This window comes from Bradyrhizobium sp. AZCC 1578 (assembly GCF_036924675.1).
Classification (GTDB): Bacteria; Pseudomonadota; Alphaproteobacteria; order Rhizobiales; family Xanthobacteraceae; genus Bradyrhizobium.
On the sequence record NZ_JAZHRZ010000001.1, the window covers coordinates 7,100,063 to 7,126,015 of the forward strand.

Sequence of the window (25,953 nt, forward strand, 5' to 3'; positions counted from 1 at the left end):
TCCACCGTCATTGCGAGCGCAGCGAAGCAATCCATTTCACAGCTTGCGGAGCTGTGGATTGCTTCGCTACGCTCGCAATGACGAACAACAATAACATTTGGAGGAAACCGTCATGTCCCAAGCCAAACGCATCGTTCTCGCCTCGCGCCCCGTCGGCGAACCAAAGCCCTCCGACTTCCGCCTTGAGGATTGCCCCATCCCCACGCCGGGCGCTGGCGAGGTGCTCCTTCGCACCATCTGGCTGTCGCTCGATCCCTACATGCGCGGGCGCATGAGTGACGGGCCGTCCTATGCCCAGCCGGTGCCGATCGGCGGCGTGATGGAAGCAGGCACCGTCAGCGAAGTGATCGCCTCGAACAATCCCGACTTCGCCAAGGGCGACATCGTGCTCTCGCGCGCCGGCTGGCAGACGCATGCGGTCTCCGACGGCAAGGGTCTTGCAAAAATCGATCCGAAAATCGCGCCGATCTCGACCGCGGTCGGCGTGCTCGGCATGCCCGGCATGACGGCGTATACGGGCCTGCTCGACATCGGCAAGCCGCAGGCAGGCGAAACCGTCGTCGTCGCGGCCGCTTCCGGCGCGGTTGGCTCGGCGGTCGGCCAGATCGCGAAGATCAAGGGCGCCCGCGCGGTCGGCATTGCCGGCGGAAAGGACAAATGCGCTTACGTCAAGAATGAACTCGGCTTCGACGATTGCCTCGATCACCGCGACCCTGATCTCGCGGCCAAGCTGAAGGATACTTGCCCCAAAGGCATCGACGTCTATTTCGAAAATGTCGGCGGCGCGGTGTTCGAAGCGGTGTTCCCGCTGCTCAATGCGTTTGCGCGCATTCCGGTCTGCGGCCTGATCGCACATTACAACGACACGCAGGCGGTGGCGCCGAAATGGGCGCCGTCCCTGATGCGCGCGGTATTGACCAAGCGCCTGACCATCCGCGGTTTCATCGTCAGCGATTTCGCTGCGCGCCACGGCGACTTCCTGCGCGACATGTCGGGGTGGGTGCGCGAGGGCAAAGTCAAGCACAAGGAGTTCGTCACCGAAGGGCTCGAGAGCGCGCCGACTGCGTTCATGGGCCTTCTGAAGGGCGCCAATTTCGGTAAGCAGTTGGTGCGCGTCGGGCCGGACAAGATTTGAAGCCGGCGCGCCTGAGTTCTGGGAACCCTCAGGAACAAGCTCACGCCTACTTGAGGCGGGCGGCGGAACGTCCCTTCGCAACTGTCGTTGGCCCTGACATCTGATGGAGAAGCCAAATGACGAACTTCAAGAAACTATCGCTCGGCCTGGTTGCCGCCACGATGCTGGCCACTCCTGCGATGGCTCAAGTGGTCTATCAGGAGCCCGGCGTGACAGGCTATAGCTATCCGAACTCAGCCTACGTCACAGGAGGCTATGGCGTCAGGACCACCACGCCTCCGGGCTACTACTACGGTAACCGGTTTCACCCGGCCCCACGCGTGGGCGCATTTGCGTCACAGCCCTGGACCGATGGCTCCTACTACATTGAGCGGGAGTACTGAGGTCTAGGGTTTACTCTCAATCAGTGAATCCAGATCAACATCGGTTTGCTCCGGCGCCTTGATGTGCCGGACTTCAAGGGCGTCGGGCTGGAAGCGATACTCTACCAGCCCGACTTCCTTGATGCCGATGACCGGCTGAATTCGTTCGGGAAGGATGAAGCCTGTCGACGGCGCCCAGACGTGGCGCGTGTGACGATAGGTGAAGTCGCGACGCTGATGGACGTGCCCTGAGGCGACCAGCCGCAGATCGACCTTCGAAAACATTTCGATCAAGCTTCTGCGCCGCGGTTGCGGCACATAGCGGATAGCCGTGTCGAGAGTCTCGGGGTCGTCAGGTGCGTTCAAAAACAGCGGCTTGTGCAGGAACAGCGCGATCGGCTTGCCGTTCACACGCCCGAGTTCTGAAGCCAGCCAGCCGAACTGCTCCGCCTCGCTCTCGATCCCGGTATTCATGATCAGCGAGTTCAATCCGATGAAGCACCAGCCGGCCGCATCGAAGCGCCAGCGGTCTTCGCCGATCACGGAAAGATAGTTCTGCCGTTCGTTCTCTGTCGCCAGATCCTTCGGCGCGGGGGCGACTTCCGTCGGGTTGTCGCCGACGTCGTGATTGCCCGGCAAATGCCGGCACGGCACCGGCAGCGAGTCATGCAGCTCCTTCGCGAAGTTGAGATCGTCCGGGCTGGTCGGCGCGTCGAAGGCGAGATCGCCGGTATTGATGACGAGATCTGGACGCGTCGCGTCGATATGCTCGCTGACGCGGTGAAAATTGTCGGTGAGTTCTTGCAGACGGCGGGCGAGGTGGGTGTCGGAAACTTGCGTCAGGCGAAATTCGGTCATGCAGTATTCCTTTTAGCCCGATCCTAGCCGGACCTGACGTCGGAAGGATGACGATTTTTCGGGATGGCAACGATGCTCACCCCAACGTCCTTCGCCAGAACGCGAGCATATCCGCCTTGAACAGTTCGGCGTCGCCGTCGCGGCTTCCGATCTTCGCGCCCTTGCGGCCATAGCCGGCCTTCAGCGCATAGATCATCAGGTCGCGGTCGGTGAGCTTGCTCTCCGCGACGCCCTGAAGCGGATGGATGAAGGCGCCGTCATTGGCGATATAGGCCGTCGGCGCGGCGGGGGAGACGGATGCTTCAGCGACGTTCTCGATCCCGGTGCCGCGGTCAAAACTGTGCTGCGCGCCGCCGATCAGCCGCATCGTCGCCTTGCCGCCGGAGAGGCGGATGGCCTGGCAATGGCCCTGCACCTGCATCGGCGAGCACCATTCATCGGCATCGCCCATGATGACGCGGATTTCGGTTTCGTCGACGGACGGATCGAGGAACTGATGACCGCTCCAGGGATAGGCGGCGAGCACGCTTCGAAAACCGGCGCCGGCGCCGACCACCGCGTCGGCAAAGCGACGCGTCGCTGCCGTCAGCACGGCCGAGCCGCCGCGGCTGTGGCCCTGCGCGCCGATCCGGGATGCGTCGATCTCCGGATGGGCTGACAGCACCATCCAGGCCGCCAGCACGTCATAGGCGCTGGCGGCAAAGGAGAATTGGGTCTGGTTGGCGACCGTCGAGGTCACGTTGCGCGCGCCGAAACTGTCGAGGACAAACGCTGCAAAGCCGTCGCCGACCACCGTTTCGGCGTGCGCCAGGTGCGAGGGCGCAACGCCGAGGCTGCCCGGCACCACCATCACCAGCGGAAGTTTTCCGTTACGTTTGCGCGTATCCGAGGCCGGCAGGAACAGCTTGCCGTCGACCACAAGTCTGGGCAGCTCGGCTGCATTGCTGATGACGTGGAAGTAGTTGACCGGATTGGCGGTGAGAATATCGATATTCTGTCCCTTGGCGCCGGTGGCGAAGACAATTTCCTGATCGCGAAATCGCAAAGTTGCACTCCTCCCGCGGCCGCTCTTTTTTGGCGACCGTCAGGGATACAGTAGAGCGCTGGTTGTTGACGTCAAAGTAAATGTGCCCAGCGGTCCGCCATCCGCATATCTCAACGGGCGTCACAGCACGCGGTAGCGGATCGCGAAGGCGTCGTGAATCTCTGATGTCACCGTGTCGCCATTGGCGGGGACGATGCCGTCGGCCAGATGCCACGGCCCGAACTGCTCCGAATGCGAGGGGCTTGCCGGCAGCCGCAGGCGGAACGTGCTTTGGGCCCGGCCGGGCAGATTCAGCACCATCATGCGCTCGGTGGTGCGGTAATCCAGCGTCACGGTCCCGCGCAAGATGCTGCGGCCGTCGGGCGCGGAGGCCAGCGCGCCCTGGACCTTCGCCAGTTTCTGGTTCCGGTCAGTGAGCAGCTCGATCTGGACGTCCGCCGCGGTCGTCAACGTCGCCTTCGGCAGGCGGATTTCAAATTCCACCGCGGGCTTTGTCGGATTGAGGCCGAGATAGGCCTGCGCCGCGTGCCTGATGTCCGAGATCGCGAAGGCGAGCAAGACCAGCCCCGCGGAAGCGGCAAGCCCGTGTTTGAGCAGATCGTGGCGGCTGCGGTGGCCGCGGTGGAAATAGACGGAGAGCATGATCGCGACCGCCAGCGCCGCGGCGATACCGGCCAAGGCCGACATGACGATGCCAAGGCCGCCGTCCGGGCCGTCGCTGAATCCGACGGCCCGGAGCAGGGAGGTCACGGAATCGCCGGGCAGCTCGGCGGCGCGGCCGGCGCCGGTCAGGATCGGGGAGGTGATGTTCATCGCCTGCTCGCGGATTGCTTCAAGGCCGGTTCGAGACCAGAACCATCGGAATTCTCGATAGTTGGTCGTCTGGGTTCTCCTTGTGGTTCAAGCGAGCCCGGTTAAGTGGATTTGTCAGGTGAGGGGCGTCTCGTTATTGCTTTAGGACTCAGGCAGGCTTCGGGGGAGATTCTCATGTCGGTTCAAATGGTTTTGCTGCCGGTCTTCGTTTTGATCGGGCTCACATTCTTCCTGATGCTCTCGATGGTGACGGCCCGCACCAAGGCGGTGAAGGCCCGCGAAACCAGCCTGAAGGACATCGCGCTGGGACAGCCGAAATATCCGGCCCGCGTCGCCCAGATCGGCAATTGCTTCTCAAATCAGTTCGAAGTACCCCTGCTGTTCTACCTCCTGATCGCGCTGGCGCTGCCGCTGCGCCGGGCCGATCTCTTCATCGTGCTGATGTCCTGGGTGTTCGTGGTGACACGATTTGCCCATGCCGGCATTTTCGTCACCTCGAACAACATCCAGCAGCGCAGCCTGGCGTGGTTTGCCGGCGCGCTGGTGCTGCTCGTGATGTGGATCTATTTCGCGCTGAAGCTTCTGCTTCTGATCTAGAAAGCCCTGAATGACCCCCGCTGCCCGCCTTTCCGCCGCCATCGAACTGATCGACACCATCGACGCGCAGCGCGTTCCCGCGGCAAAGGCGCTGAAGGAGTGGGGCACCGCGCATCGCTATGCCGGCTCGGGCGATCGCGCGGCGATTTCGGGCCTGATCTGGGACGTGCTGCGGCGGCGGGCATCGAGCGCCTGGCTGATAGACGCCGACACGCCGCGGGCGCGCGTGCTCGGCATGCTGAAGCTCGAGCGCAAGCTCGATGTGGAGGCGATATCGGCGCTCTGCGACGGCGGGCGCTTTGCGCCGGAACCACTGACCGAGGCCGAACGATCAGCGCTCACGTCGCGGACCCTCGACGACGCGCCGCCGCACATCGCCGGCGACTATCCGGAATGGCTGGATGCGCATCTGGCCGCCGTGTTCGGCGACGACCGCGTGGCGGAGGCAACCGCAATGGCGAGCCGCGCGCCGCTCGATCTGCGCGTCAATACGCTCAAAGCCAAGCGCGAGAAAGTGCTGGCCTCGCTCGGCCATCTCGGAGCTACGCCGACGCCGTGGTCGCCGATCGGGCTCCGCATCGAACTCGGCGCCGACGCCCGCAATCCCGGCATTCATGCCGAAGAGGATTTCATCAAGGGCGCGATCGAGGTGCAGGACGAGGGCTCGCAGCTTGCGGCGCTGTTCACCGCTGCCAAGCCCGGCGAGCAGGTGATCGATCTCTGCGCCGGCGCCGGCGGCAAGACGCTGGCGCTGGCCGCGATGATGCAAGGCAAGGGGCGATTGATCGCAACCGACCGCGACAAGCGCCAGCTCGCCCCGATCTACGAGCGGCTCTCACGCGCCGGCGTCCACAACGCCGAGATTCGCGCGCCGAAGGGCGACACTGATCCATTGGCCGACATCAAGGCATCGGCCGATCTCGTGCTGATCGACGCGCCCTGCACCGGCACCGGAACCTGGCGCCGCAATCCCGACGCCAAATGGCGGATGCGCCCCGGCGCGCTGGAGGTTCGCTTGAAGGACCAGGCCGAAGTGCTTGATCGCGCAAGCCGCCTGGTCAAGCCCGGCGGCCGCATTGCCTATGTCACCTGCTCGGTGCTGCCAAGCGAAAACGGCGAACAAGTCCGCGCCTTCGTGGCACGTCATCCCGAGTTTTCGATTCAGCCACTGAACGAGACGGCGAGCGTGCTGTGGGACAGAGCGGAGGATTTTGCGAAGGCTGCGCTGCGATCGCCGGAGGGGTGGCTGATGACGCCGCGAACGACGGGCACGGATGGTTTTTTTGTGTCGGTGCTGAAGAAGGGGTGACGCTCTTTCCGCGTCATTGCGAGCGAAAGCGAAGCAATCCATAGCGCGGCGTAAAGAAAGATGGATTGCTTCGTCGCTACGCTCCTCGCAATGACGGGGAGAGATCTTCAATCCACAATGAACAGCTTCGCGCCCGTCTTCGTCGAAGATCTATGGGCGGCGTCGCCGAAATCCGACACTTGGTAGCTCATCCCCGGGCGAAGCTTGAACGTCCGCCCGTCGCGCAGTTCGGTATCGAGCTCGCCTTCCAGCACATAGAGCACGTGCCCGCGGTCGCACCAGTGATCGGCGAAATAGCCCGGTGAATACTCGACCATCCGCACGCGGAGATCACCGATGTTGAGCGTGCGCCACAGCGCTTCGCCTGAAACGCCCGGATGCGTGGTCGCGGCGACCTGACTCCAGTCAGTGACGGTGAAGGGCAGGGTGGGAATTTTCATGGGGGAAGTCCTGCGATCGTTCATAAGAGGCCTCGTCATTCCGGGGCGCGAAGCGAACTATGGTGCACAATCGCGCACCTGAGATTCTCGAGGTTCCACAATGTGCAATTGCACATTGGGGTTCGCGCTTTGCGCGCCCGGGACGATAGCGCGTCAATACGGACTCCCGGCAACCGGCATATTAGGTCAATAATACTTACCTAATATCGATTTGTCCATGCCCGAGAAAGAATGTGGGTCAGCCCGTTGCCGCGGTTGCGAGGCCGCGCCCCGTCGCGTAATTCCTGTCCATGACAGCAGCACAGAAAGCCCGCGAGTCGACGCCCTCGGTGGCCTCGGCGCATGACAAGATTCTGATTGTCGACTTCGGCAGTCAGGTGACGCAACTGATCGCCCGCCGGGTGCGCGAGGAGGGCGTCTATTCCGAAATCGTGCCGTTCCAGAAGGCCGAATCTGCCTTCAAGGAGATGAAGCCGAAGGCGGTGATCCTCTCCGGCGGGCCGGAGTCGGTGCACGAAGAAGGCTCGCCGCGCGCGCCGCAACTGATCTTCGATTCCGGCGTCCCCGTGCTCGGCATCTGCTACGGCCAGATGACGCTCGCCGCCCAGCTCGGCGGCGAGGTCGAGGGCGGCCACCACCGCGAATTCGGCCGCGCCGATGTCGAGGTGAAGACGGCGAGCAGATTGTTCGACGACACCTGGTCGATGGGCGAACGCCATCCGGTATGGATGAGCCATGGCGACCGCATCACCAAAATGCCGCCGGGCTTTACCGTCGCCGCCGTCTCGCCGAACGCGCCGTTCGCGGTGATCCAGGACGAGAAGCGCAAATATTACGGCCTGATGTTCCACCCCGAAGTGGTGCACACGCCTGATGGCGCCAAGCTGCTGCGCAATTTCGTCCGCAAGGTTGCAGGCTTCACCGGCGACTGGACCATGCGCGCCTTCCGCGAGGAAGCGATCGAAAAAATCCGCGCCCAGGTCGGCAAGGGCAGGGTGATCTGCGGTCTGTCCGGCGGCGTCGATTCCGCGGTCGCCGCGGTGCTGATCCACGAGGCGATCGGCGACCAGCTCACCTGCGTGTTCGTCGATCACGGCCTGCTGCGGCTGAAGGAAGCCGAAACGGTAGTCGACCTGTTCCGGCATCACTACAATATCCCGCTGGTGCATGTTGATGCGTCAAAACTCTTCCTCGGCGAGCTCAAAGGCGTCAGTGATCCCGAGGCGAAGCGCAAGACGATCGGCCGCCTGTTCATCGACGTGTTCGAGCAGGAGGCGAAGAAGATCGGCGGCGCCGAATTTTTGGCGCAGGGCACGCTCTATCCCGACGTGATCGAAAGCGTCTCCTTCACCGGCGGCCCTTCGGTGACCATCAAGTCGCACCACAATGTCGGCGGCTTGCCTGATCGCATGAACATGAAGCTGGTCGAGCCGTTGCGCGAACTGTTCAAGGATGAAGTCCGCGTCTTGGGCCGCGAACTCGGCCTGCCCGAAATCTTCGTCGGCCGCCACCCGTTCCCGGGTCCGGGCCTTGCCATCCGCTGCCCTGGTGACATCACGAAAGAAAAGCTCGACATCCTCCGCAACGCGGACGCCGTCTACATCGACCAGATCCGCAAAGCCGGCCTCTACGACAAGATCTGGCAGGCCTTTGCCGTGCTGTTGCCAGTGAAAACGGTCGGCGTGATGGGCGACGGCCGCACGTATGAATACGTCGTCGGCCTGCGCGCCGTGACCTCCACCGACGGCATGACCGCGGACTTCTATCCCTTCGACATGAGCTTCCTCGGCGCCACCGCGACGCGGATCATCAACGAGGTGAAGGGGGTGAACAGGGTGGTGTACGACGTGACGAGCAAGCCGCCGGGGACGATTGAGTGGGAGTGAGTCACGCTAGAGTTTTGGAGAGTTGACTAGAGGGCCGATCTAATGGCCGGAAATGCTGTGCCGAGAAAGCTATGGGATTTGGGGTATTCATCCACCGCTCAGACTCGATCTATGACGACAGCCCGGCTGAACAATACCAATTTCCCCGTCAATACCTGCGTCGCGTCGAAGCCTGCGTTGATGATTGGATAGTCTATTATGAACCAAGCAAGGTCGCCGAGACGCGGGGTTACTTTGCAATTGCTAAGGTTCAACAAGTTATTCCTGATCCTGCCGTTCCAGGGATGTATGTCGCGCTGATCGAGTCGGGAAGCTATCTCGACTTTGCCAATACGGTCCCTTTCAACGGCGCGACGGGACCTATAGAGCAGGGCGTTCTCAATGCGCAGGGACGGATTTCCGGACGCGCTCAATCGGCGGTCCGTCCAATCTCTCCCGAAGATTTCAAAAGAATAGTCGAACTCGGATTCAAGGAAAGCACGCCTTTGTTGCCTCGGCTCGACAATGAAATGCTGTCGCTGGGCTTAGATGAGGAGCAGACGCCATTTGAGTTTGACCAACTGCGCGACCGCATTAGTGTCACGGTGTCGAGGACCTTGCGCGATCGAGTGTTCCGTCGCGTTGTACTGCGCGCCTACGACGAGCGCTGCGCTATCACAGGGCTAAAGCTCATCAACGGAAGGGGTCGGGCAGAAGTCGCGGCCGCACATATCCGGCCAGTGGAAGCGAGTGGGCCAGATATTGTCGGCAACGGGATCGCTCTTTCGGGCACCGCGCATTGGATGTTTGATCGTGGTCTTATTAGCTTGGCCGACGACTTGGAGATACTAATCTCGCGACAGACGAACGATCCACAGGGAATAGGATCAATCATCAACAAATCCGGTCGTGCGCTTGCGCCTCGTCGAATGTCTGACCGTCCGCATCCCCATTTCCTAAAATGGCACCGCGAGCATTGTTTCAAGCAATAGCCTCGTAGGGTGGATTAGCCGAAGGCGTAATCCACTGCATTCTCCCATTCGGGATGAACTAGCCCAACGGCGGATTACGCTTTTGCTAACCCGTCCCACGGACCTGCAGACGAAATGCGGCTCGATATCCGACAGCCCCGAACATGATCCGGCCAGTGATCGGCGGGCAGCGCGATCGAGTGGCTACAGTGATAATCGCTGCAGAAGACGACGACACCGAAGACGCCGGATTCCCGCATCTCACTGAATGTGCTTTTATGATGCCGCTGAATGGCCCAAGTGCGATCTGCGAACCCCCGGCAAATTATCAATTCCTTGGCCCTTGGAACGAGCGCGAAACGCCGCGCCTCGGGGGTTGTCAGGGTGACAACTCCGTTAGCCGCTTCGGGATTCCCTTCTGGTCGAAATCGCGTATGATCTTGTGATGGCACAGAATCGATCTCACGCCGTCATGGCGCAGCGTACCTTGCCGGACAGATGCCGGTGGAGTTCGGACTGACGGCCGAGATCGCAACCGCCGGGTAGACCGCTCCCGCTGAGCATGTGGTCGCGAACGACCGCAAGGCGAAGGCAGCCGGTAGGTCTATCAAACTGTAGAATCTAGAGCGGAATTGCGGTCACTTCTTTGGCCGTTCGGATCACGAACATCGTGTAGTATCGTGCGACATTGCTTCGCTCTCGGAACAGCCGCTCGCACAGCGCATCGAACTCGTCCATATCCGTCAAGCGTAGCATGAGGACGGCGTCGGTTTGGCCGCTCACGCTGTAGGCCTGAGTGACGGCCGTTTCCTGAGCGGCCCGCTCCAAAAAATCACGCATGTATTGCTCGCCATGTCGCTCCAGTTCGATGGTGACGAACGCCTTCATGCCCCGGCCAGCCTTGGCCGGGGCAAGAAGCGCGACAACGTGGCTGATGACGCCGCTTTCCTTCAGTCGTCGAATGCGGCGCAGGCAGCTCGAGGGAGAAAGCCCGACCAATTCCGCCAGTTCGGCGTTCGTCCGTGAAGCGTCATCCTGGAGCAGGTTGAGAAGCTTCCTGTCGATCTTGTCCATCTCGGTCCTCGCTCGGCGTCGATTGCAATTTTATTGCACAGAATCGCAAAATTTGACCGCAAATGCGAAGCGTCTCACGCTAGTCACGGGCTCCAACGCTGATGGAGCCGCCAATGGCGATCTGCACCGCCGTCTATCGCAAGACATTGGAAACGCTTGAAATCTATTGGGAGCTGGTTCGCGTCATCGTGCCGGTTGCGATAGCCACCCAGCTTCTGCAGGACCTTGGTGTCATCCAGGCGATTTCTCCGTTCTTCTCCCCAGTCATGACGCTGGTGGGATTGCCACCCGAACTCGCCTTTGCCTGGCTGACCGGATTGCTGGTCGGGATCTGGGGGGCGCTTGTGACCATGTTCACCCTGGTTCCGGTTTCAGCCCTCAGCACAGCCGACATGACAGTTTTTTCGGCTCTTCTGCTGTTTGCGCACGCCATTCCGATCGAGCAACGGATAATTCAAAAAGCCGGACCTAGCTTCCTGGCCACCGCGGCGCTTCGTATCGGCGGAGGGTTGATCTTTGCCGTCCTTCTGCACCAGATATTCGCCGCGACCGGATGGCAGTCCGAGCCGGTGAAGCCGGCCTGGATGCCGATGAATGAAAGCACCGGTTGGAGCGGCGTTCTCCTGGGCACACTCAAGACCTTGGCGATCATGCTGTTCGTTCTGCTTTCGCTGAGCTGGCTAATCGAGCTTCTCAAGATGTCGGGCATCCTGGACTGGATGAACAGAGGGCTTGCGCCACTCTTTCGGCTGGCTGGCATTGAAAAGCAGACGGTACCTTTCGCCGCTGTCGGCCTGTTTCTTGGGATTTCCTATGGCGCCGGACTGCTGATCCGCGAGGCGCGCACGGCTAGCGCAGAGCCGCGTCAGATATTCCTCGCTTGCGTGTTCATGGGTTTTGCCCACAGCCTCATCGAGGATACGGTGGTCGTCGTCGCGCTCGGCGCTGACCTTACGAGCGTGCTTCTTGCTCGCCTGGCCTTTGCCGTGCTCGCGACCGCCTTGATCGCCAGAACAATCAATTCGGCTTCTGACACTCTTTTCTTCAAAGCACTCTTCCATAGAGAAGAACGTCAGTTCGCGCCGTCGCTCGACGAAACGTTAGCAGGGCGCTTGTTCGCCTCGCGCCCTTTGGGCGGGACCAGCCGGGAAGTAAAGGAAGGGGCGGGGTCCGCGGAGAACTGACGCGTCGTGTGGAGCGCAATTCAGGCCCGCAGGCGTGCCAGAGGGACGATGCCCTGCGGCCCAGTCTCGGTCGCGCTTGACCAAGTGGAGATCAGTCGGCCAGACCAGCTTCGTCACGCTCGTGTTCCTTACCGCTGGTGCGCTGTTGCGATCGCCGATAGGTCAGTCCCGACATCTTTCGCCGGGCGGCCCGCCTCCTTGCGCTCGGAGTATCGGTCGCTCAGGGTAGCGACATGCGGTCGGAGCAAGATCGTGAAACGGAAAAGTTCCTCGACCACGTCGACGATCCGTTCGTAGTAGCCAGACGACCGCATCCGTCCGGCTTCATCGAACTCCTGGAAGGCCTTCGCGACGCTCGATTGGTTGGGGATGGTGAACATCCGCATCCAGCGTCCCAAGAGCCTAAGCGTGTTCACCGCATTGAACGACTGCGAGCCGCCGCAAACCTGCATGACGGCCAGTGTCCGGCCCTGGGTCGGCCGCATGCCGCCGATGTTGAGCGGCAAGTGATCGATTTGCGCCTTCATGACGCCGGTGATCTGGCCGTGGCGCTCGGGGCTGCACCAGATCTGTCCTTCCGACCACATGGCGAGCTCGCGCAACTCGTGGACCGCGGGGTGATTGTCCGCCCTGACCTGATCGGGTAGCGGCAAATCCGAGGGATCGAATATTCGAGGCTCGGCTCCGAAGAACCGCAGCAGGCGCGCTGCCTCCTCGACGACGAACCGAGAATAGGAGCGTTCCCGCAGCGACCCGTAGAGCAGCAGGATGCGTGGGGGATACTGTGGACCGCTGCCAAGGTCGTTTGCCGGCCGTTGCAGGGCGTAGCGCTTGTCGAGCGCGGGCAGGAAATCCGGATCGGCAAGTGAACGAAGTCTCATACTTGTTTCAACCGTCGATGAAGGGGTGGGAGCAAGGAGAGCGACGAAGCCGGCGAGTTCGAGCGCGGCCGATAGCGGCAAGCACGTCGCGGCCGCCGAACAGGTCGATCCTGCGGCCGGCCTGAGCGCTACCAAGCGCGATGACCACGTTCATTTGACTCTTCGAAATGCATATAAGCAGCGACCCAAAATATGCATCGGGCACCAATGCCTCGATCATCGATGTGTGAATGCAAAAAAATATCAGCATGTGTATTTGGCCTTGCCGCGCGAACGATTCATCGCATCTGCTGCTGCCTTGCTGGCGATAATGCAATCTGTCGCCTCCAGCCATGCGTCGACTGCGGTCTGGAACGCTTCGCGCCCCTTCCTGGTGAGGGTGTAGACCTTCCGCTCGCGCCCCTGGACAATCTCGGAATGCGAGGTGAGGTAGCCGCCTGCCTCAAACTCGTTGAGCACCGGATAGACCGTTCCCTCGGTAGGACTGCAGCATCCCTTGGTCGTCCTTTGGACCGCTTGGACGACCTCGTATCCGTGCATCCGCTTCTGATGAAGCACGCAAAGCACGAAGAACTTGGAAAGCGACATCTTGATCGTTCCCTGCCAGTACGCGCGATCGGTGTAATCGAGCATTGGGCGGGGCGCCGAACGGATGGCCTTTACGGGACGAGGCATACGAAGCATGTAGGCCTCGAACATCGAGGTGTCAAGCGATGAAGCGGCTAAGCCGTGACGGATTCGTCGGCCAGCGTCCACGCCTGGTGATATGCAGGGTGACGATGTTCTTGAGCGCCTGTTGTTGGGCCCCGCTCGCATCTGTGCACAAAGATTTGACCGGTCGGCTGATTGGCGACGAGAATCTGCTGCCGGAAGCTGGTAAGCGCGGCCCGATGGCAGGCTCCGGCGTAATCTGGCGCATTCAGCAATCACGTGACGCGGTAAATGTGGTACTCGATCTGGTTTTTTTCCGGTGAGACGGCCCTCGGCCAAAAATACATGCTGGTTGAGCCAGGCATATTTCGGTGCGCCGGTATCGAAGCGCATCGCCATCCGCATGTAGTGATCTTCAAAGCGCGTGGCGGTGGCCGCTTCGGCGGCCTTGGTGAATGCGTCATTCATCTGCACGAGGCCGGTGTAGTGCAGCAGAATAACCGCGTCATCGTCCGTGATGAATTGCACGCGGACATCGGGCCGGCCAAAGCCATCCGCGCCCGGCCGGTACCAGTCACCGCCCGGCATCGCGATCCGCGCATTGATACGCGGACCTTCCAGCGTGCCCTCGCTCATCTCCCAGTAGATGTGCTCGCCGACGGGCGAGCCTTGCGTCGCCGGCATCGGACCGCGCACGCGCAGACAATAGGTCATCTCGAATTCAAGACCAGCCATTGGATCGGCCTTTTCAGCAACATCGGTCAACGGCGGCGCCGGCGCGCCGTTCCCGGTGAAGGACTGCCTGGCTGGCCGGGATCACCAAGGATTTTTTGGTTCCAGACATGCTCGTGATCAAGACGCGCTTCATGCACTTCCTGGCACTACGCCCGATCGGCAGGGATCCATCTTTCGACATCGGCTTTCCAGCCCTATCTGCTCCTCGTCGCGGAGGGGAGTACGCTAGACATCACGGTGACAGCCGAAAAGGAGCAACGCATGAGCGCGACAGCACTGGCCGTGCAGGGTCACCGGCTGATTCAGATCGGCGTGGCCCTGTTCCTCTTCACGAGCTTCCAGGGATTTGCGGTGCCGTATTTCGCCGCACCCAATCTCGGCCGTTCGGTTCACACGCTCAGCGGATTCACCGGGGTGTTGCTTGTGGCCGTGGGTCTGGTCTGGCCGAAGCTGAAACTCACATCGGTGCCGTCACGGCTGGCATTCTGGTTTCTCATCTATTCCGCGCTTGCAACGATCGCCGGTTTCGTGATCGCGGCTCTCTTGGGAGCCGGCGGTTCGATCATTCCGATCGCGGCGGCCGGTGCTCGTGGGAGCGACGCTCAGGAGATGCTGATCCAACTCGTCATGTACCCAGCCGCCCCGACGGGAATCATATCCTTTGCGCTGATCCTCTGGGGTCTTCGCGGCAGCGGGGTTCATGAGAACGCCGTAGCTCGTCGGATGGATTAGCCCAACGGGTCCGCGCAAAGCGCGGCCCGATGGCAGGCTCCGGCGTAATCCACCGCATTGTCACATCGTGACGAACGCGTGAACGGCAGATTACGCTTTCGCGAACCCACCCCGCCGACCTGCGCCGCCGTTAGCATTTCCATTTCCATATGCTAGAAGCCGCAGCGCAGGAGGGCCGCCATGTTTCGTATCGCCAATGACGCTAAGTTCTGGGATCGCGCTGCGCGCAAGTATGCCGCCGACCCGATCGCCGATATGGCGGGCTATGAGCGCACGCTGGATCGGGCGCGACATTATCTCAAGGGGGACGAAGCGGCATTCGAGTTCGGATGCGGAACGGGAACGACGGCGCTAAAGCTCGCGCCATCGGTCGGGCGCATTGTGGCGACCGACTTATCGGGCGAAATGATCGCGATCGCGCGCGAGAAGGCGAAGGCCGAGGGCTGCAGCAACGCCACGTTCGAAGTGGTGCGGCCCGAGGCGGCGCCGTGGCCGGACGGGACTTTCGATATCGCTTTCGGCTTCAACGTTCTGCATCTGGTGGCTGAGCGCGAAGCGGCGCTCCGAAGCGTCCATCGGCTGCTGCGGCCCGGCGGGATCTTCATTTCCAAGACGCCGTGCCTGAAGGAAATGAATCCGCTATTGCGCATTGCGCTGCCCCTGATGCAGCTCGTCGGCAAGGCGCCCTATGTGGCGTTCCTGTCCGCAGAGGACCTGGAGCGCGAAATTTCGGCAGCCGGATTTGAAATCATCGAGCGCGCCCGCCATGCCTCGCGTGGCAAGGACGGGCGGCCGTTCGTTGTGGCAAGGAAGTAATTGTCGATAGCCACACGCTGTTCTCATCGTGACGAACTGGTGAGCAGTGCGCAGGGTGAAATCAGGCGGCCTGGACGTTCCCTCTCGCTGCCTTGGTCTCCCGGCCCGGCGGCAAGCCGAACAGGCGGCCGTATTCCCGGGTGAACTGCGACACGCTCTCGTAGCCGACCGCAAAGGCCGCGCTGCTCGCGGCCATCCCGTCGGACAACATCAGGCGTCGCGCCTCGATCAGGCGCAATTGTTTCTGGAACTGCAGCGGCGAAAGCGACGTCACGGCCCGGAAATGCTGATGGAAGGACGACGGGCTCATCCCGGAAACGGCCGCCAGTTGCTCGACCCGTAATGGCTGAGCGAACTTGGCCCGAAGCACCGCGACCGCGCGCGCCACTCGCTGCACGTGACCGTCCGGCCAGCCAAGACGCCGGATCGCCTCTCCGTGCCGTCCGGTCAGAAGCCAGTAATGCATCTCACGTATCAACTGTGCGCGCAGCACCGGCACGGACGCCGGGCGCTCAATCAGGCGCATCAGCCGAAGGGCCGCGTCGGTGACCTCGGCATCGGTCGGCTCCCAGTGCACGGGCGCGCCGTCGGCGGTCGGCACGGCTTTCATCTCCACGGCGAGCTCTGCGATCACCGCCGGGTCGAGGTCCAACACGAGCGCGAAGTAGGGCGAGGCGATGCTCGCCCGCTTGACCTGGCTCACCGTTGGAACGTCAGCCGTGACCAGCAAAGAGTCACCCGCGCTGAACGTGAAGGCCCGATTGCCCATCGTCACGTGCTTGGTTCCCTGCAGCACGAGACAGACGAGCGGTCGGGAGATCGCGTAGTCGAGGCCGCTGGGTGCAGTCGCACGAATGGCCGTCAGACCGGCAATGGGAGTCCGGGCAATCCCGGCCGGATCGGCATTGGCCTGTGCATAGCGGCGAACAGCCTTGAGGAGCGTGTCGGTCATGCGGCCATCCTATCGCGCCCGGATTGACGCGTAAATTCGATCTGGAGGATTAGGCAAGGATCATCGAGGTTCCGGCAACTAAGGCTGGCTCGCGTGCGCCATATCGGCGTGGTCACGCATGCAAAAAGGAGTCTGACCAATGACCAAGATCGTCCTCATTACCGGTGCAAGCCGCGGGCTCGGCCGGAACACGGCGCTCAACATCGCCCGCAAGGGCAGCGATGTCATCATCACCTATCAAAGCCGGCAGCAAGACGCCGAAGCCGTTGTCGCCGAGATCGCGGCGATCGGCCGCAAGGCGATTGCCCTGCAGCTCGACGTCAGCGATGTCTCTACTTTCGCCTCGTTCGCCGATCGGCTGCGGACGATGCTTCGGAAAACCTGGCAGCGCGACAGATTCGATCACCTCGTGAACAATGCCGGCCATGGCGACATGGCGTCGATCGCCGAGACGACCGAGACGCAGTTCGACAGACTGGTCAACGTTCACTTCAAGGGCGTGTTCTTTCTCACCCAGGCGCTGCTGCCGCTGATCGCCGATGGCGGCCGGATCGTGAATCTTTCCACCGGCCTGACCCGCGTGTCCTTCCCCGGCTTCTCTGCCTATGCGGCGGCGAAAGGTGCGGTGGAAGTGCTCAGCGTTTACATGGCGAAGGAGCTCGGCAGCCGCGGCATTGCGGTCAACACGGTGGCACCGGGCGCGATCGAAACCGACTTCCTCGGCGGCGCCGTCCGGGATACGCCGGATCTCAACAAGACCTTCGCGGGCATGACCAGCCTCGGCCGTGTCGGCCAGCCCGATGACATCGGCCCGATGATCGCGAGCCTGCTCCGCGAGGACAATCGTTGGATCAACGCCCAGCGGATCGAAGTCTCCGGCGGCCAGGTCATCTGACCGATACGCCTGAGCGCGTTGACGCTAATGTTGGTGCGGTGCGCGCAAGCGCCCCCGACCGGACCTCCGACGTCGGTTGGATTAGAAAAGCGTACGTGATGACAGATGGTGGGCGCGGCGCGATAGCGCCTTTGCCCACCCTGCGGCTGCTAGCTAAGCACCCCGAAATGGATTGATGATGCGCAGGCCTTCGTCCAGCGCCATCCCGTCCTGCAAGTCCTCGGACCAGAGTGTATCGCAACCGGCGTGAACCGCCGAAGCGGCTATCATCGCGTCATAAATGGAAAGGCCGTATCGCTCGGCGAGGCGGAGTCCGGTTTCGTAGGTCTCGACGGTGAGGGGATGGACAGTCAGCAGGCCGCGCAACATATTCAGGAACGCGTGCGTCTCGTCCCACGACATGCGCATCTTGCGGCGCGCAACGTTGGTAAGTTCGTTGAGAACCTGCACGCTGATCGAGCCGCCATCGGCAATCGTGGCCTCCGCCCGATCGGCCTTGGCGGCATCGCCGGATGCGAGGTAGACGAGGACATTGGTGTCGAAAAAACTAACGGGCATTCGCCTCGTCTCTGTCGAACTTGAAATCGGCAGGGAGACGGCCGCGGAAGGCGCGAAGGCGTTTCAACAGCTCGTCGCGGCCTGACTTGCGCGCCACACCGAACTGTCGTTCGGCAGTCACGTGGATCTCGATTTCATCGCCTTCCCTGAGCCCAAGCGCTTCAACCACGACGGCGGGAAGGCGAACCGCGAGACTATTTCCCCATTTGGCGACCTGCATGCGATCTCTCTGTCTGCTGGATATACATCATACAATATGTATATCCAATGATGACGAAGGTCAAGGAGGCAGCTCGAAAGACGGAATCGCCGAGCCTGTCATCGGGCCTCCTTTCGCGCGATCTGTTGCCCTCGCAATGATGAAGTTGGATTAACTAGGGAATAGCCTTCGCTATTACGCCACGAGCTTCTCCGTGGTTCACAGCGGATCCGCTGACAATCTCTGCAAGAGCCTTTCGACGTCTGCATGGAGGTCCTGTTCCGCCTCTAGCCCGATGCTGAAGCGCAAAACCAAATCGTCGTGGGGCCAGGGCGTGACGCTGCGATGCTGTATGACGGGCATCGGTGCCACAAGGCTGCGCGTTCCTCCCCAGGAAGCTCCGATCGAGAATATACGCAGCGTATCGAGAGCTTGAGGCACGCGGGCTGCCATACCTCGCCGAAAGATCACGCTGAACACACCGCTCGCGCCTCGGAAGTCGCGCTTCCAGAGGGTGTGGCCCGGCGATTGCGGCAGCGGCGGGAAGAGCACCGCCTCGACCAACGGCTGTGAGGCGAGCCACGAGGCAATGTCAGTCGCCACCCGGGAGCTGTAGGATAGCCTGACGGCCAGCGTTTCCATGCCTCGAAGCACGAGGGAGGCGTCGTCGGGCGAGGCGCCTATGCCATAGCGGCCAAGGGTTGAACGCATCGTCTCGACGAATTTCTCGTCGCGCACCGTGATAGACCCCATGAAGACGTCGGAATGGCCGGCGACGTATTTTGTGAGCGCTTCGGTGACGATGTCCGCGCCAAGATCGAGCGGCTTCAGGTTGAGCGGTGTTGCCCAGGTATTGTCGCATCCGACCAGCGCGCCCGCCGCATGGCTCAGTTCGGCAAGGCGCGGTAAGTCCGTTACCTCCATAGTCGTAGACCCCGGCTGCTCGCACCAGACCATCTTCGCACCGCCGCGGAGCTTGCCGGCAAGGTCCTCCGGCGACGTCGGATCGAAGAAGATGGTGTCAATGCCAAACTTTCGGAGGTCGCGATCAGCAAAGTCGCGCGTGGCAGGGTACACGTTGTCGGCCATAAGCAGGCGGTCTCCGGCCGACAACAATGCGAGCAATGCGAAGGCGTTTGACGCTTGCCCGGAGGGGGTGAGGAAGGTGCGGACACCGTTCTCGAGAGCCGTCAATTTCTGCTCGAGTTCTCGCGTCGTCGGGGTGCCATACAGGCCGTAGCTGTAGCCGTCCGGCGCCCGCTTGCCGCGATTCCGGTACTCTTCGGCGGAGTCGAAGACGATGGTGGAGGCGCGATACGTCGGCACGGCGAGACTCGCAAAGCCGTGCGTACTGACCTTCATGGACTGGACTACGAGGGTCTGGTCATTCATGGAAATTTCTCCGTAATGGCGGGGCATGCGACGAGGCGCACGGCCGGAGCAGGCCCGGGCATGCATGCATAAGAGCGTTCTCCAGCGAAAGCCTGAACCAGAATCTAAAGCCCGGCTCTGATTCGATCAGAACCGGGCTCTGGTCTCATTGGTACGCACAACATTTGCGCGCCGCCGTCAGCCCGAGGCTGCATTGCGGAGCAGCGTCCACACAGATGCTCTCAAACTATTGCCGAGGCGTGGTGAACTGCGGACATCGATGGACGTAATCCCAGGGAATATCGTACACGCACGTGAAGCGGATATCGTCCGATGTTTTGAGTGGCGGAGTCTCCACGATGACCGGTCGGTCGACCTCATTCGACAGACCATAGACAACGCCGCCGGCCGGCCAGAAACCGCTTACGCCCCGGTGATGATGGTGATGGTGCCCCGATTTGGGGAATGCCGGGAAAGCCGGACGCGACGGCGCAACGCCTGCGCCGCGCGCCACGCCCGGATCGGCAAATGCCTCGCCCGCGGCAAGGACAAGCGCGACTGCACTGAGAGACGCGATAAACGTCGTTCTATAGGTCATGGCACTCACCCATCGTAGGTTACTGAGCAGCATTGCCAAAACGCTAAGCTGAGCCTTTCGTGCCCGCAAAGCCATAATTAATTATTGGTTAAGGCGTAAGCTTAATGGGGGGAGGCTCGCTTCGCCGGTGGCGTGAATGCCCGGGCGCTACCCTCGAAGCCAGTCGACGGCGTGAGTTATTGATAGGAGATTGCGATGGCCGAGCTCGTAACATGCCTGTGGTTCGATCAGGGCAGAGCGCGAGAGGCGGCGGAGTTTTACGCCGCGACCTTTCCCGATAGCCGGGTCGGCGCAGGCCATGCATACGCCAAGCCGGGCGTGGGGCAGGGCGACGAACTGACGGTCGAGTTCACCGTGCTCGGCCGGCGCTTCCTGGGGCTCAACGGCGGACCCAACTACACGCCGAACGAGGCGGTGAGCTTCATGGTCCAGACCGATAGCCAGCAGGATACCGACCGCTATTGGAATGCCATCATCGCCAATGGCGGGCGAGGAAAGGCCTTGCGGTTGGTGCAAGGACCGTTGGGGTTTTTCCTGGCAGATCGCGCCCAAGCGGTTGCTCGAGCTTTTCAACGGATCCGATCGCGATGCCGCCAGGCGTGCGATGGACAGTATGATGACGATGAAGAAGATCGACATCGCGGAGATCGAACGGGCGGCGGCGGGGTGATAGCTGCAAGAAATCGCGAGCACTTTCAAATTCCGGACGGCGGCCCGGCAAATCGGCCGACTGGTGGTTCTTCTGGTGGGATTGACAAGTAAACCAAGGGGTGTGAACCGGGCCGTGTATGACGTTGAACCGCCGGGGACGATCGAGTGCGACTAGGGCTATGAGCTTGCTCACGTCGGATCATCCTCTTATGTAGCCAATCGCTTATGTCGTGGAATTTCATTGCGTGCTTTCGAATCTGCTTAAGCGCAAGGACTTGTATGACTACTTCAGCCGTTCGGCTTTTGAGAAGGCGCACGTCTATCAAGCGCAAGGCCGCGTCAAGGGACTGGAGGTCAGCGAAGACCTGACGCACCTTCGTGCCAAGGTGCGAGGGAGCGGATCGAACGAATATCGCGTCGATATTCAACTTGAATTCAGTGACGATCGGCTCACTGACCTCGACGGCGAATGTAGCTGTCCGATGTCCTTCAATTGCAAGCATGTGGCAGCAACCCTGCTCGAAGCCACCAGCGGTAAGCCGTCATCGGTCGGTTCGACGGCGACCGAGCAAGCTGCGGCAACCCTGCCGCCCGTGCTGGGCTATGAAGTCGTTAGCTGGCTTGAGAATATCGGAAACGCGGTGCGCGGCGACGATTATCCCGCTGAACTGAACCAGCGGCTGCTTTATCGTCTGCATCCCGCCCACGAGGGCGTACAGACCCCACTTCTGGCCGTATCGCTGCTCTCGGTCAGGGTGCTGAAAGGCGGCGATTTCGGCGGCAACTACTCCCAACCCAGCGTGTCCGATTTTGCATCCGAGCGGGCGCCGAAATATTACCGCGACAGCGACATCGATATTTTAAGTCAAATTTCGGCTACGTCCCGAGGAGTTTACTACAGCCAACGGCCGCTTTCGGGCGAGCTATTGCAGCGGATCGTCGCGACGGGTCGTGCCTATTGGCTCGACCATAAGCGACAGCCGCTGCGATGGGGAGACAAGCGCGAGGGTCGGATCGAATGGCGCCAGGCCAGCAAGCGCGGTATTGCTCCCTGCCTTCTCGTGCCGGGAACGATTGCGCTCAATGCCGAGCCGCCGGTCTATGTGGATGAGTCCGCCGGGACCATCGGACCGGTAGAGCTGAGCTTGCCGCCTCGGCTTGCCCGCCAGCTCTTGTCGGCGCCGGAGATTCCGCGCGCCCAGGTTATGGAAGTGTCGCGGCGTCTCGGCCAGCGTCTGCCGGAACGTCATCACGGCCTGTTGCCGGCGACGCCGGCGGCCGCGATGCAGATCGACGAGCAACCGGTCCCGGTATTGCGGCTGCAACAGGGTCGGATGAGCGAGGTCTCCTTCTACTACCGCGAGGCGCGAGCAAACAGTGGCCAGGTCGCGGTCGCTCATCTCGGCTTCCGCTACGGCCCGATCGAGATCGATCTATCGGAACGGGCGAGCCGGGTGGAAGCATTTCACGCCGGACAGGTCTACGCGATCAAGCGCCGTCAGCCGAAGGAGAAAGAGGCCCGCAGACGCCTGACCGATCTCGGGTTCGTCGAGGCGAGGGCGAAGTTTCCCTTTCTCGATTCCCGCCATGGCCGTGACCTGACACTCGACGAGCCCTATGACTGGCTCGACTTTCTCAACCTCGAGGCGGCTGAGCTGCGAGCGCAGGGTTTCGAGATCCATATCGATGACGACTTTCCCCATCGGCTGGCGGCATCGGGCGACTTCGATGCGGAGCTGAATTCCAGCGGTATCGACTGGTTCGAACTGGCGCTCGGAATCGAAATCGACGGCGAGCGTCGCGACCTTGCGCCGATGGTGGCTGCGCTGGTTTCTGCGCCTGACTTCACCGCCGATCGGATCAAGCAACTCGCCGAGAGCGGCGATCATTTCTATCTGCCGCTTGCCGACGGCCGCCATGTTTCATTGGCCGCCGATCGCTTTCTTCCGCTGATATTGGCGCTGCATGGTCTGAACCTGAGCGGGATTTCCCCAGACGGTTCGGGAAAGCTGAAGCTGTCACGGGCAGACGTGGCGCCGCTGCTCGGGGTTGAGAACGACAAATTCGTCTTCCGGGGCGCTGACAATCTTCGTCGTCTCGCCGGTCTGGTTCAAGCCCATGGCTTGAGCGATCCGCGCCTGCCGGAAAGCTTTCGCGCCGGACTTCGGCCCTATCAGGCGCAAGGCGTGGCCTGGCTCGATCTGCTCCGCGAAAGCGATCTAGGCGGCGTGCTGGCCGACGATATGGGGCTCGGCAAGACCGTGCAGATCCTGGCCCTTCTTGCGCTGGAAAAGGCGCGCGGGGCTCTCACACAACCGGCTCTGATCGTCGCACCGACCAGCCTGATGACCAACTGGTTCAACGAAGCGCAGAAATTCGCGCCTGACCTGAAAGTCCTGGTGCTGCATGGTCCCGATCGCAAGCACAGCTTTGCGGCCATTCCCGAGCATGATGTGGTGCTGACCACCTATCCGCTGATCGCGCGCGACCGGGAGGTCCTGTTGTCTCGCGATTGGCACATGGCGGTGCTGGACGAAGCGCAAACGATCAAGAATCCCGACGCTGCGACCACCCGATGGCTGCGCGACGTCAAGGCGCGGCACCGCTTCTGTCTGACGGGGACGCCGATGGAAAATCATCTTGGCGAACTCTGGTCGATCATGAGTTTCGCCAACCCCGGCTTTCTCGGCGACAAGGCCGGCTTTTCCCGTCAGTGGCGGACCCCGATCGAGAAGCGCGCCGACAAGGTCCGTGCGGCCGCGCTGGCCCGGCGGGTCAGGCCGTTTCTGCTGCGCCGGACCAAGGCGGAGGTGGCGGCGGAGCTGCCTGCCAAGAGCGAAATCGTCGAGCGGATCGTCCTGGAGGGGAGCCAGCGCGATCTCTACGATGCGATCCGCCTGTCGATGTCAGAAAAGGTTCGCAAGGCAATCCAGCAGCGCGGCCTGGCCAAAAGCCACATCGTCGTGCTCGAAGCGTTGCTGAGAATGCGGCAGGTCTGTTGCGATCCCTCGCTGCTGAAGCTCGACGACAGTGTCGCGCGGCCGTCGGCCAAGCTCGACCGATTGATGGAAATGGTGCTGGAGCTGCTGAGCGAGGGCCGGAAGATCATCGTCTTCTCGCAATTTACCTCCATGCTCGACCTGGTTCGAAAACGCCTGGACGCGGAACGCGTGCGCTATGGCGTGTTGACTGGAGAGACCAAGGACCGCAAGCACGCGATCGACGGTTTTCAGAACGGGACGAACGACGTTTTCCTGGTCAGCCTTAGGGCCGGCGGCGTCGGCCTCAACCTGACGGCGGCGGATACCGTGATCATCTTTGACCCCTGGTGGAATCCCGCCGTCGAGGAACAGGCGATCGATCGTGCCCACCGCATGGGGCAGGACAAGGCGGTTTTCGTCTACCGGCTGGTGGCTGCCGGCACCGTCGAAGAGAAAATGGAAGAGCTCAAGGAACGGAAGCGTGCCTTGGCCGATAGCCTGTTCGATTGCGACGGACGGATCGCATCAGCGCTCACGGAAGAGGACGTGCGGGCATTGTTCGAGGATTGAGCACGTGGGCGGAAGGCGCCGTCAGGGATTCCAGCCGCCGCTGCCGTACTCGCGGGTAATAACTTCAAGAAGATGCCCGTTCTTCTCCTGGAAGTAGATGCCACGCCCACCGTCGTGGTGGTTGATCTTGCCCGGTTGCGTCCGTCCAGGGTCGGCCCAGTAGGGAAGCTGCCGTTCCCGGACTCGGCCGAGGATCTCGTCAAACTCGCTTTCGCTGGTCAGAAATGCATAGTGCTGCGGAGTAACGTCGCCGTCGACATCCATGTAGTCGAGATTGGCGCCGTTTTCGGTGGTGACCATATAAAACGGTCCCCACTTTCGCGGGGCGGGGAGACCGAGCATCTCGGCCAGGAAGGTTGCCGACGCCTTGCTATCGTGGGTCGAATGAATCGTATGATTGAAGTGGATGGCCATGGCGATCTCCCAGGCTGGAACAGCTTCATCGTTCTGCGGCGTGGAGCTGGTTAACTGGGGCGCAGGTTGTATCGTTCCATTGACGAAACCGATGGCAAGCAGGGTGAATAGCGCAGGGTATTCGCCGATCGGACTAGCTACCTCCCATAAAGCCGCACATCCCACCACACCGGCTCGGGTAGGGTGTGCGTGATGTTCCTGGCATCGGCATGAGCCGGGTTGATCAGAAAGTTGCGCTCCAGCCGCGCCGGGATCGAGGGGACGATCAGGAGCGCCGAACGCTTCTCCTCGTACCATTTCTGGCAGAAGCTCTTGCAGATCGTTTCGTTGCGTGAATCCCAGCCGGGATGCGCCGCAGCTTGGAAAACTTCATACGACACGCCGTTTGGTATCGTGATCACGATGAAGTGCTGGTTGGCGGGCATCACCAGATTAGCATGCACCAGCTTCTCGAGCATGGCGGTGGAATAGTGCTCGGATGCGTAGATCATCGGGCTGGTACGCGTATTCCACCGGCCCGGGTAGAGGCGCGATCCCTCGGCATCGTACACGGGGTAGGCGCCGTCCGGATCCCCGATGCGATAGCATGTCAGGACACGATCGCTCTTCGGCACGCCTAGACGCCGCCGCTATAGGCTGTACGCCCGAGCAGGTTGACGACGGCGTCCGCCCCGGGGCCGGTTGCCAAGGCCAGTTCGAGCGGGGTCTTGTCTTCAAGCATAGGGTGTGGCCGGTTGAGAAAATCGCGCACCTTGGCCTCGTCGCGAAACACTTCGAGGCCGAAGGCGAACACTTTTGCGACACGCGCGAGCCGGTCGCTCTCTTCGGTCGTCAGATGCTGCTTTTCCTTGCGCCGCCGTTCCAGCGTCGGCTTCGGCACCACGCGATAGGTGAAGTGACGGACGTCCTGCGGGGACACGCGGCCGGCGAATTTATCCAACGCCGATACCGGCAGGCCCTTCTCCACGGAACGGGCGAGGGTAAGCGTCGTCTCTGTGTTCTTCGGCTTGACGCCGAGCAGACCGGCCAGGATCGCGGTTTGATGGCTCACGGGAACCTCTAAATCAGGTGAGACAAAAATATGCCTCGGATGAGACCTAGTCAAGGGCGATATCATTCGTCGTGATCCTGGGATTGACGGCGACGTCGAACTCGCGGACGTCTTCTTCGACGTTGCGAGATGCTCATCGCTGAGAAGCTTGGGCTCGATAAGTCCTTGCACTGGGACCGGTGGCCCACAGGTTGGCGTCGTCTACCCGCAGAACGAACCTACCTCGCTCGCAAAAAAGTGAGCTG

27 protein-coding genes and 1 pseudogene are annotated in these 25,953 nt (G+C 61.6%); 12 read left to right on the forward strand and 16 right to left on the reverse strand.

Going from position 1 to position 25,953, the window contains the following annotated elements:
- Positions 1-112: 112 nt before the first annotated feature.
- Positions 113-1,135 carry an NADP-dependent oxidoreductase gene (locus tag V1290_RS33700; RefSeq protein WP_334368344.1) on the forward strand — a complete coding sequence of 341 codons (1,023 nt, stop codon included), beginning with the start codon at positions 113-115 and terminating at the stop codon, positions 1,133-1,135.
- Positions 1,136-1,251: 116 nt separating this feature from the next.
- Entirely contained in the window at positions 1,252-1,518 is a 267-nt protein-coding gene (locus V1290_RS33705) for a hypothetical protein (protein WP_334368345.1), read from the forward strand.
- A gap of 3 nt (positions 1,519-1,521) precedes the next feature.
- Here the strand turns inward: V1290_RS33705 and V1290_RS33710 are convergent, their stop codons facing one another.
- From V1290_RS33710 to V1290_RS33720, 3 genes are all read right to left on the reverse strand, one after another.
- The gene (locus tag V1290_RS33710) at positions 1,522-2,355 is read right to left on the reverse strand and encodes a metallophosphoesterase family protein (protein WP_334368346.1); all 834 of its coding nucleotides are present in this window, start codon (positions 2,353-2,355) and stop codon (positions 1,522-1,524) included.
- Positions 2,356-2,431: 76 nt separating this feature from the next.
- Positions 2,432-3,400: a dienelactone hydrolase family protein gene (locus tag V1290_RS33715; RefSeq protein WP_334368347.1), complete on the reverse strand. Its 969-nt coding sequence runs from the start codon at positions 3,398-3,400 to the stop codon at positions 2,432-2,434.
- Positions 3,401-3,520: 120 nt separating this feature from the next.
- Complete coding sequence (locus tag V1290_RS33720) at positions 3,521-4,213, reverse strand: acriflavin resistance protein (protein ID WP_334368348.1); 693 nt, start codon at positions 4,211-4,213, stop codon at positions 3,521-3,523.
- 174 nt (positions 4,214-4,387) lie between these two features.
- On the opposite strand from V1290_RS33720, the gene V1290_RS33725 reads away from it, so the two are divergent.
- The gene (locus tag V1290_RS33725; protein ID WP_334368349.1) at positions 4,388-4,810 is read left to right on the forward strand and encodes an MAPEG family protein; all 423 of its coding nucleotides are present in this window, start codon (positions 4,388-4,390) and stop codon (positions 4,808-4,810) included.
- 10 nt (positions 4,811-4,820) lie between these two features.
- Positions 4,821-6,119, forward strand: coding sequence for an RsmB/NOP family class I SAM-dependent RNA methyltransferase (locus V1290_RS33730; protein ID WP_334368350.1), 1,299 nt, complete (start codon positions 4,821-4,823; stop codon positions 6,117-6,119).
- A gap of 107 nt (positions 6,120-6,226) precedes the next feature.
- On the opposite strand, the gene V1290_RS33735 is transcribed toward V1290_RS33730, so the two are convergent.
- Positions 6,227-6,559: a DHCW motif cupin fold protein gene (locus V1290_RS33735; RefSeq protein WP_334368351.1), complete on the reverse strand. Its 333-nt coding sequence runs from the start codon at positions 6,557-6,559 to the stop codon at positions 6,227-6,229.
- 290 nt (positions 6,560-6,849) lie between these two features.
- On the opposite strand from V1290_RS33735, the gene guaA reads away from it, so the two are divergent.
- Both guaA and V1290_RS33745 read left to right on the forward strand, forming a co-directional pair.
- The gene (gene guaA / locus V1290_RS33740) at positions 6,850-8,445 is read left to right on the forward strand and encodes a glutamine-hydrolyzing GMP synthase (RefSeq protein WP_334368352.1); all 1,596 of its coding nucleotides are present in this window, start codon (positions 6,850-6,852) and stop codon (positions 8,443-8,445) included.
- A 71-nt stretch (positions 8,446-8,516) separates the two neighbouring features.
- Complete coding sequence (locus V1290_RS33745; RefSeq protein WP_334368353.1) at positions 8,517-9,416, forward strand: HNH endonuclease; 900 nt, start codon at positions 8,517-8,519, stop codon at positions 9,414-9,416.
- A 600-nt stretch (positions 9,417-10,016) separates the two neighbouring features.
- Here V1290_RS33745 and V1290_RS33750 read toward each other — a convergent pair.
- Positions 10,017-10,469, reverse strand: coding sequence for an Lrp/AsnC family transcriptional regulator (locus V1290_RS33750; RefSeq protein ID WP_028346588.1), 453 nt, complete (start codon positions 10,467-10,469; stop codon positions 10,017-10,019).
- Positions 10,470-10,582: 113 nt separating this feature from the next.
- Here V1290_RS33750 and V1290_RS33755 point away from each other — a divergent pair, with 113 nt between their 5' ends.
- The gene (locus V1290_RS33755) at positions 10,583-11,653 is read left to right on the forward strand and encodes a nucleoside recognition domain-containing protein (protein WP_334368354.1); all 1,071 of its coding nucleotides are present in this window, start codon (positions 10,583-10,585) and stop codon (positions 11,651-11,653) included.
- Positions 11,654-11,781: 128 nt separating this feature from the next.
- Here V1290_RS33755 and arsH read toward each other — a convergent pair whose 3' ends face one another.
- From arsH to V1290_RS33770, 3 genes are all read right to left on the reverse strand, one after another.
- Positions 11,782-12,534, reverse strand: coding sequence for an arsenical resistance protein ArsH (gene arsH / locus V1290_RS33760; protein ID WP_334368355.1), 753 nt, complete (start codon positions 12,532-12,534; stop codon positions 11,782-11,784).
- A gap of 7 nt (positions 12,535-12,541) precedes the next feature.
- Entirely contained in the window at positions 12,542-12,688 is a 147-nt protein-coding gene (locus V1290_RS33765; RefSeq protein WP_334368356.1) for a hypothetical protein, read from the reverse strand.
- Positions 12,689-12,777: 89 nt separating this feature from the next.
- Complete coding sequence (locus tag V1290_RS33770) at positions 12,778-13,950, reverse strand: DUF3237 family protein (RefSeq protein WP_334368357.1); 1,173 nt, start codon at positions 13,948-13,950, stop codon at positions 12,778-12,780.
- Positions 13,951-14,181: 231 nt separating this feature from the next.
- Between V1290_RS33770 and V1290_RS33775 the strand changes: the two genes are divergently transcribed.
- Together V1290_RS33775 and V1290_RS33780 are read left to right on the forward strand one after the other, a co-directional pair.
- Positions 14,182-14,652, forward strand: coding sequence for a hypothetical protein (locus V1290_RS33775; protein ID WP_334368359.1), 471 nt, complete (start codon positions 14,182-14,184; stop codon positions 14,650-14,652).
- Positions 14,653-14,832: 180 nt separating this feature from the next.
- Positions 14,833-15,468 (forward strand): class I SAM-dependent methyltransferase, encoded by a 636-nt coding sequence (locus V1290_RS33780; protein ID WP_334368360.1) that lies wholly within the window; start codon positions 14,833-14,835, stop codon positions 15,466-15,468.
- Positions 15,469-15,529: 61 nt separating this feature from the next.
- Here the strand turns inward: V1290_RS33780 and V1290_RS33785 are convergent, their stop codons facing one another.
- Positions 15,530-16,420 (reverse strand): AraC family transcriptional regulator, encoded by an 891-nt coding sequence (locus tag V1290_RS33785; protein WP_334368361.1) that lies wholly within the window; start codon positions 16,418-16,420, stop codon positions 15,530-15,532.
- Between the two features lie 139 nt (positions 16,421-16,559).
- Between V1290_RS33785 and V1290_RS33790 the strand changes: the two genes are divergently transcribed.
- The gene (locus V1290_RS33790) at positions 16,560-17,315 is read left to right on the forward strand and encodes an SDR family oxidoreductase (RefSeq protein WP_334368362.1); all 756 of its coding nucleotides are present in this window, start codon (positions 16,560-16,562) and stop codon (positions 17,313-17,315) included.
- Between the two features lie 153 nt (positions 17,316-17,468).
- Here the strand turns inward: V1290_RS33790 and V1290_RS33795 are convergent, their stop codons facing one another.
- From V1290_RS33795 to V1290_RS33810, 4 genes are all read right to left on the reverse strand, one after another.
- The gene (locus tag V1290_RS33795; protein ID WP_334368363.1) at positions 17,469-17,873 is read right to left on the reverse strand and encodes a PIN domain-containing protein; all 405 of its coding nucleotides are present in this window, start codon (positions 17,871-17,873) and stop codon (positions 17,469-17,471) included.
- Positions 17,863-18,093, reverse strand: a complete 231-nt coding sequence (locus V1290_RS33800) for an AbrB/MazE/SpoVT family DNA-binding domain-containing protein (RefSeq protein ID WP_334368364.1) — start codon at positions 18,091-18,093, stop codon at positions 17,863-17,865. Before V1290_RS33800 ends, V1290_RS33795 begins: the two co-directional genes overlap by 11 nt.
- Positions 18,094-18,291: 198 nt before the next feature.
- Entirely contained in the window at positions 18,292-19,464 is a 1,173-nt protein-coding gene (locus V1290_RS33805) for a trans-sulfuration enzyme family protein (protein ID WP_334369260.1), read from the reverse strand.
- Positions 19,465-19,690: 226 nt separating this feature from the next.
- Positions 19,691-20,041, reverse strand: coding sequence for a hypothetical protein (locus tag V1290_RS33810; RefSeq protein ID WP_334368365.1), 351 nt, complete (start codon positions 20,039-20,041; stop codon positions 19,691-19,693).
- Between the two features lie 195 nt (positions 20,042-20,236).
- Here V1290_RS33810 and V1290_RS33815 point away from each other — a divergent pair.
- Together V1290_RS33815 and V1290_RS33820 are read left to right on the forward strand one after the other, a co-directional pair.
- Positions 20,237-20,711 (forward strand): annotated as a pseudogene (locus V1290_RS33815) (VOC family protein).
- Positions 20,712-20,937: 226 nt separating this feature from the next.
- Positions 20,938-24,243: a DEAD/DEAH box helicase gene (locus V1290_RS33820; protein WP_334368366.1), complete on the forward strand. Its 3,306-nt coding sequence runs from the start codon at positions 20,938-20,940 to the stop codon at positions 24,241-24,243.
- Between the two features lie 21 nt (positions 24,244-24,264).
- Here V1290_RS33820 and V1290_RS33825 read toward each other — a convergent pair whose 3' ends face one another.
- The 3 genes from V1290_RS33825 to V1290_RS33835 all read right to left on the reverse strand — a co-directional run bounded on the left by V1290_RS33825 (position 24,265) and on the right by V1290_RS33835 (position 25,708).
- The gene (locus tag V1290_RS33825) at positions 24,265-24,657 is read right to left on the reverse strand and encodes a VOC family protein (RefSeq protein WP_334368367.1); all 393 of its coding nucleotides are present in this window, start codon (positions 24,655-24,657) and stop codon (positions 24,265-24,267) included.
- 137 nt (positions 24,658-24,794) lie between these two features.
- Complete coding sequence (locus tag V1290_RS33830) at positions 24,795-25,271, reverse strand: RES family NAD+ phosphorylase (protein WP_334368368.1); 477 nt, start codon at positions 25,269-25,271, stop codon at positions 24,795-24,797.
- 2 nt (positions 25,272-25,273) lie between these two features.
- Entirely contained in the window at positions 25,274-25,708 is a 435-nt protein-coding gene (locus V1290_RS33835; RefSeq protein WP_334368369.1) for an antitoxin Xre/MbcA/ParS toxin-binding domain-containing protein, read from the reverse strand.
- Positions 25,709-25,953: the final 245 nt, after the last annotated feature.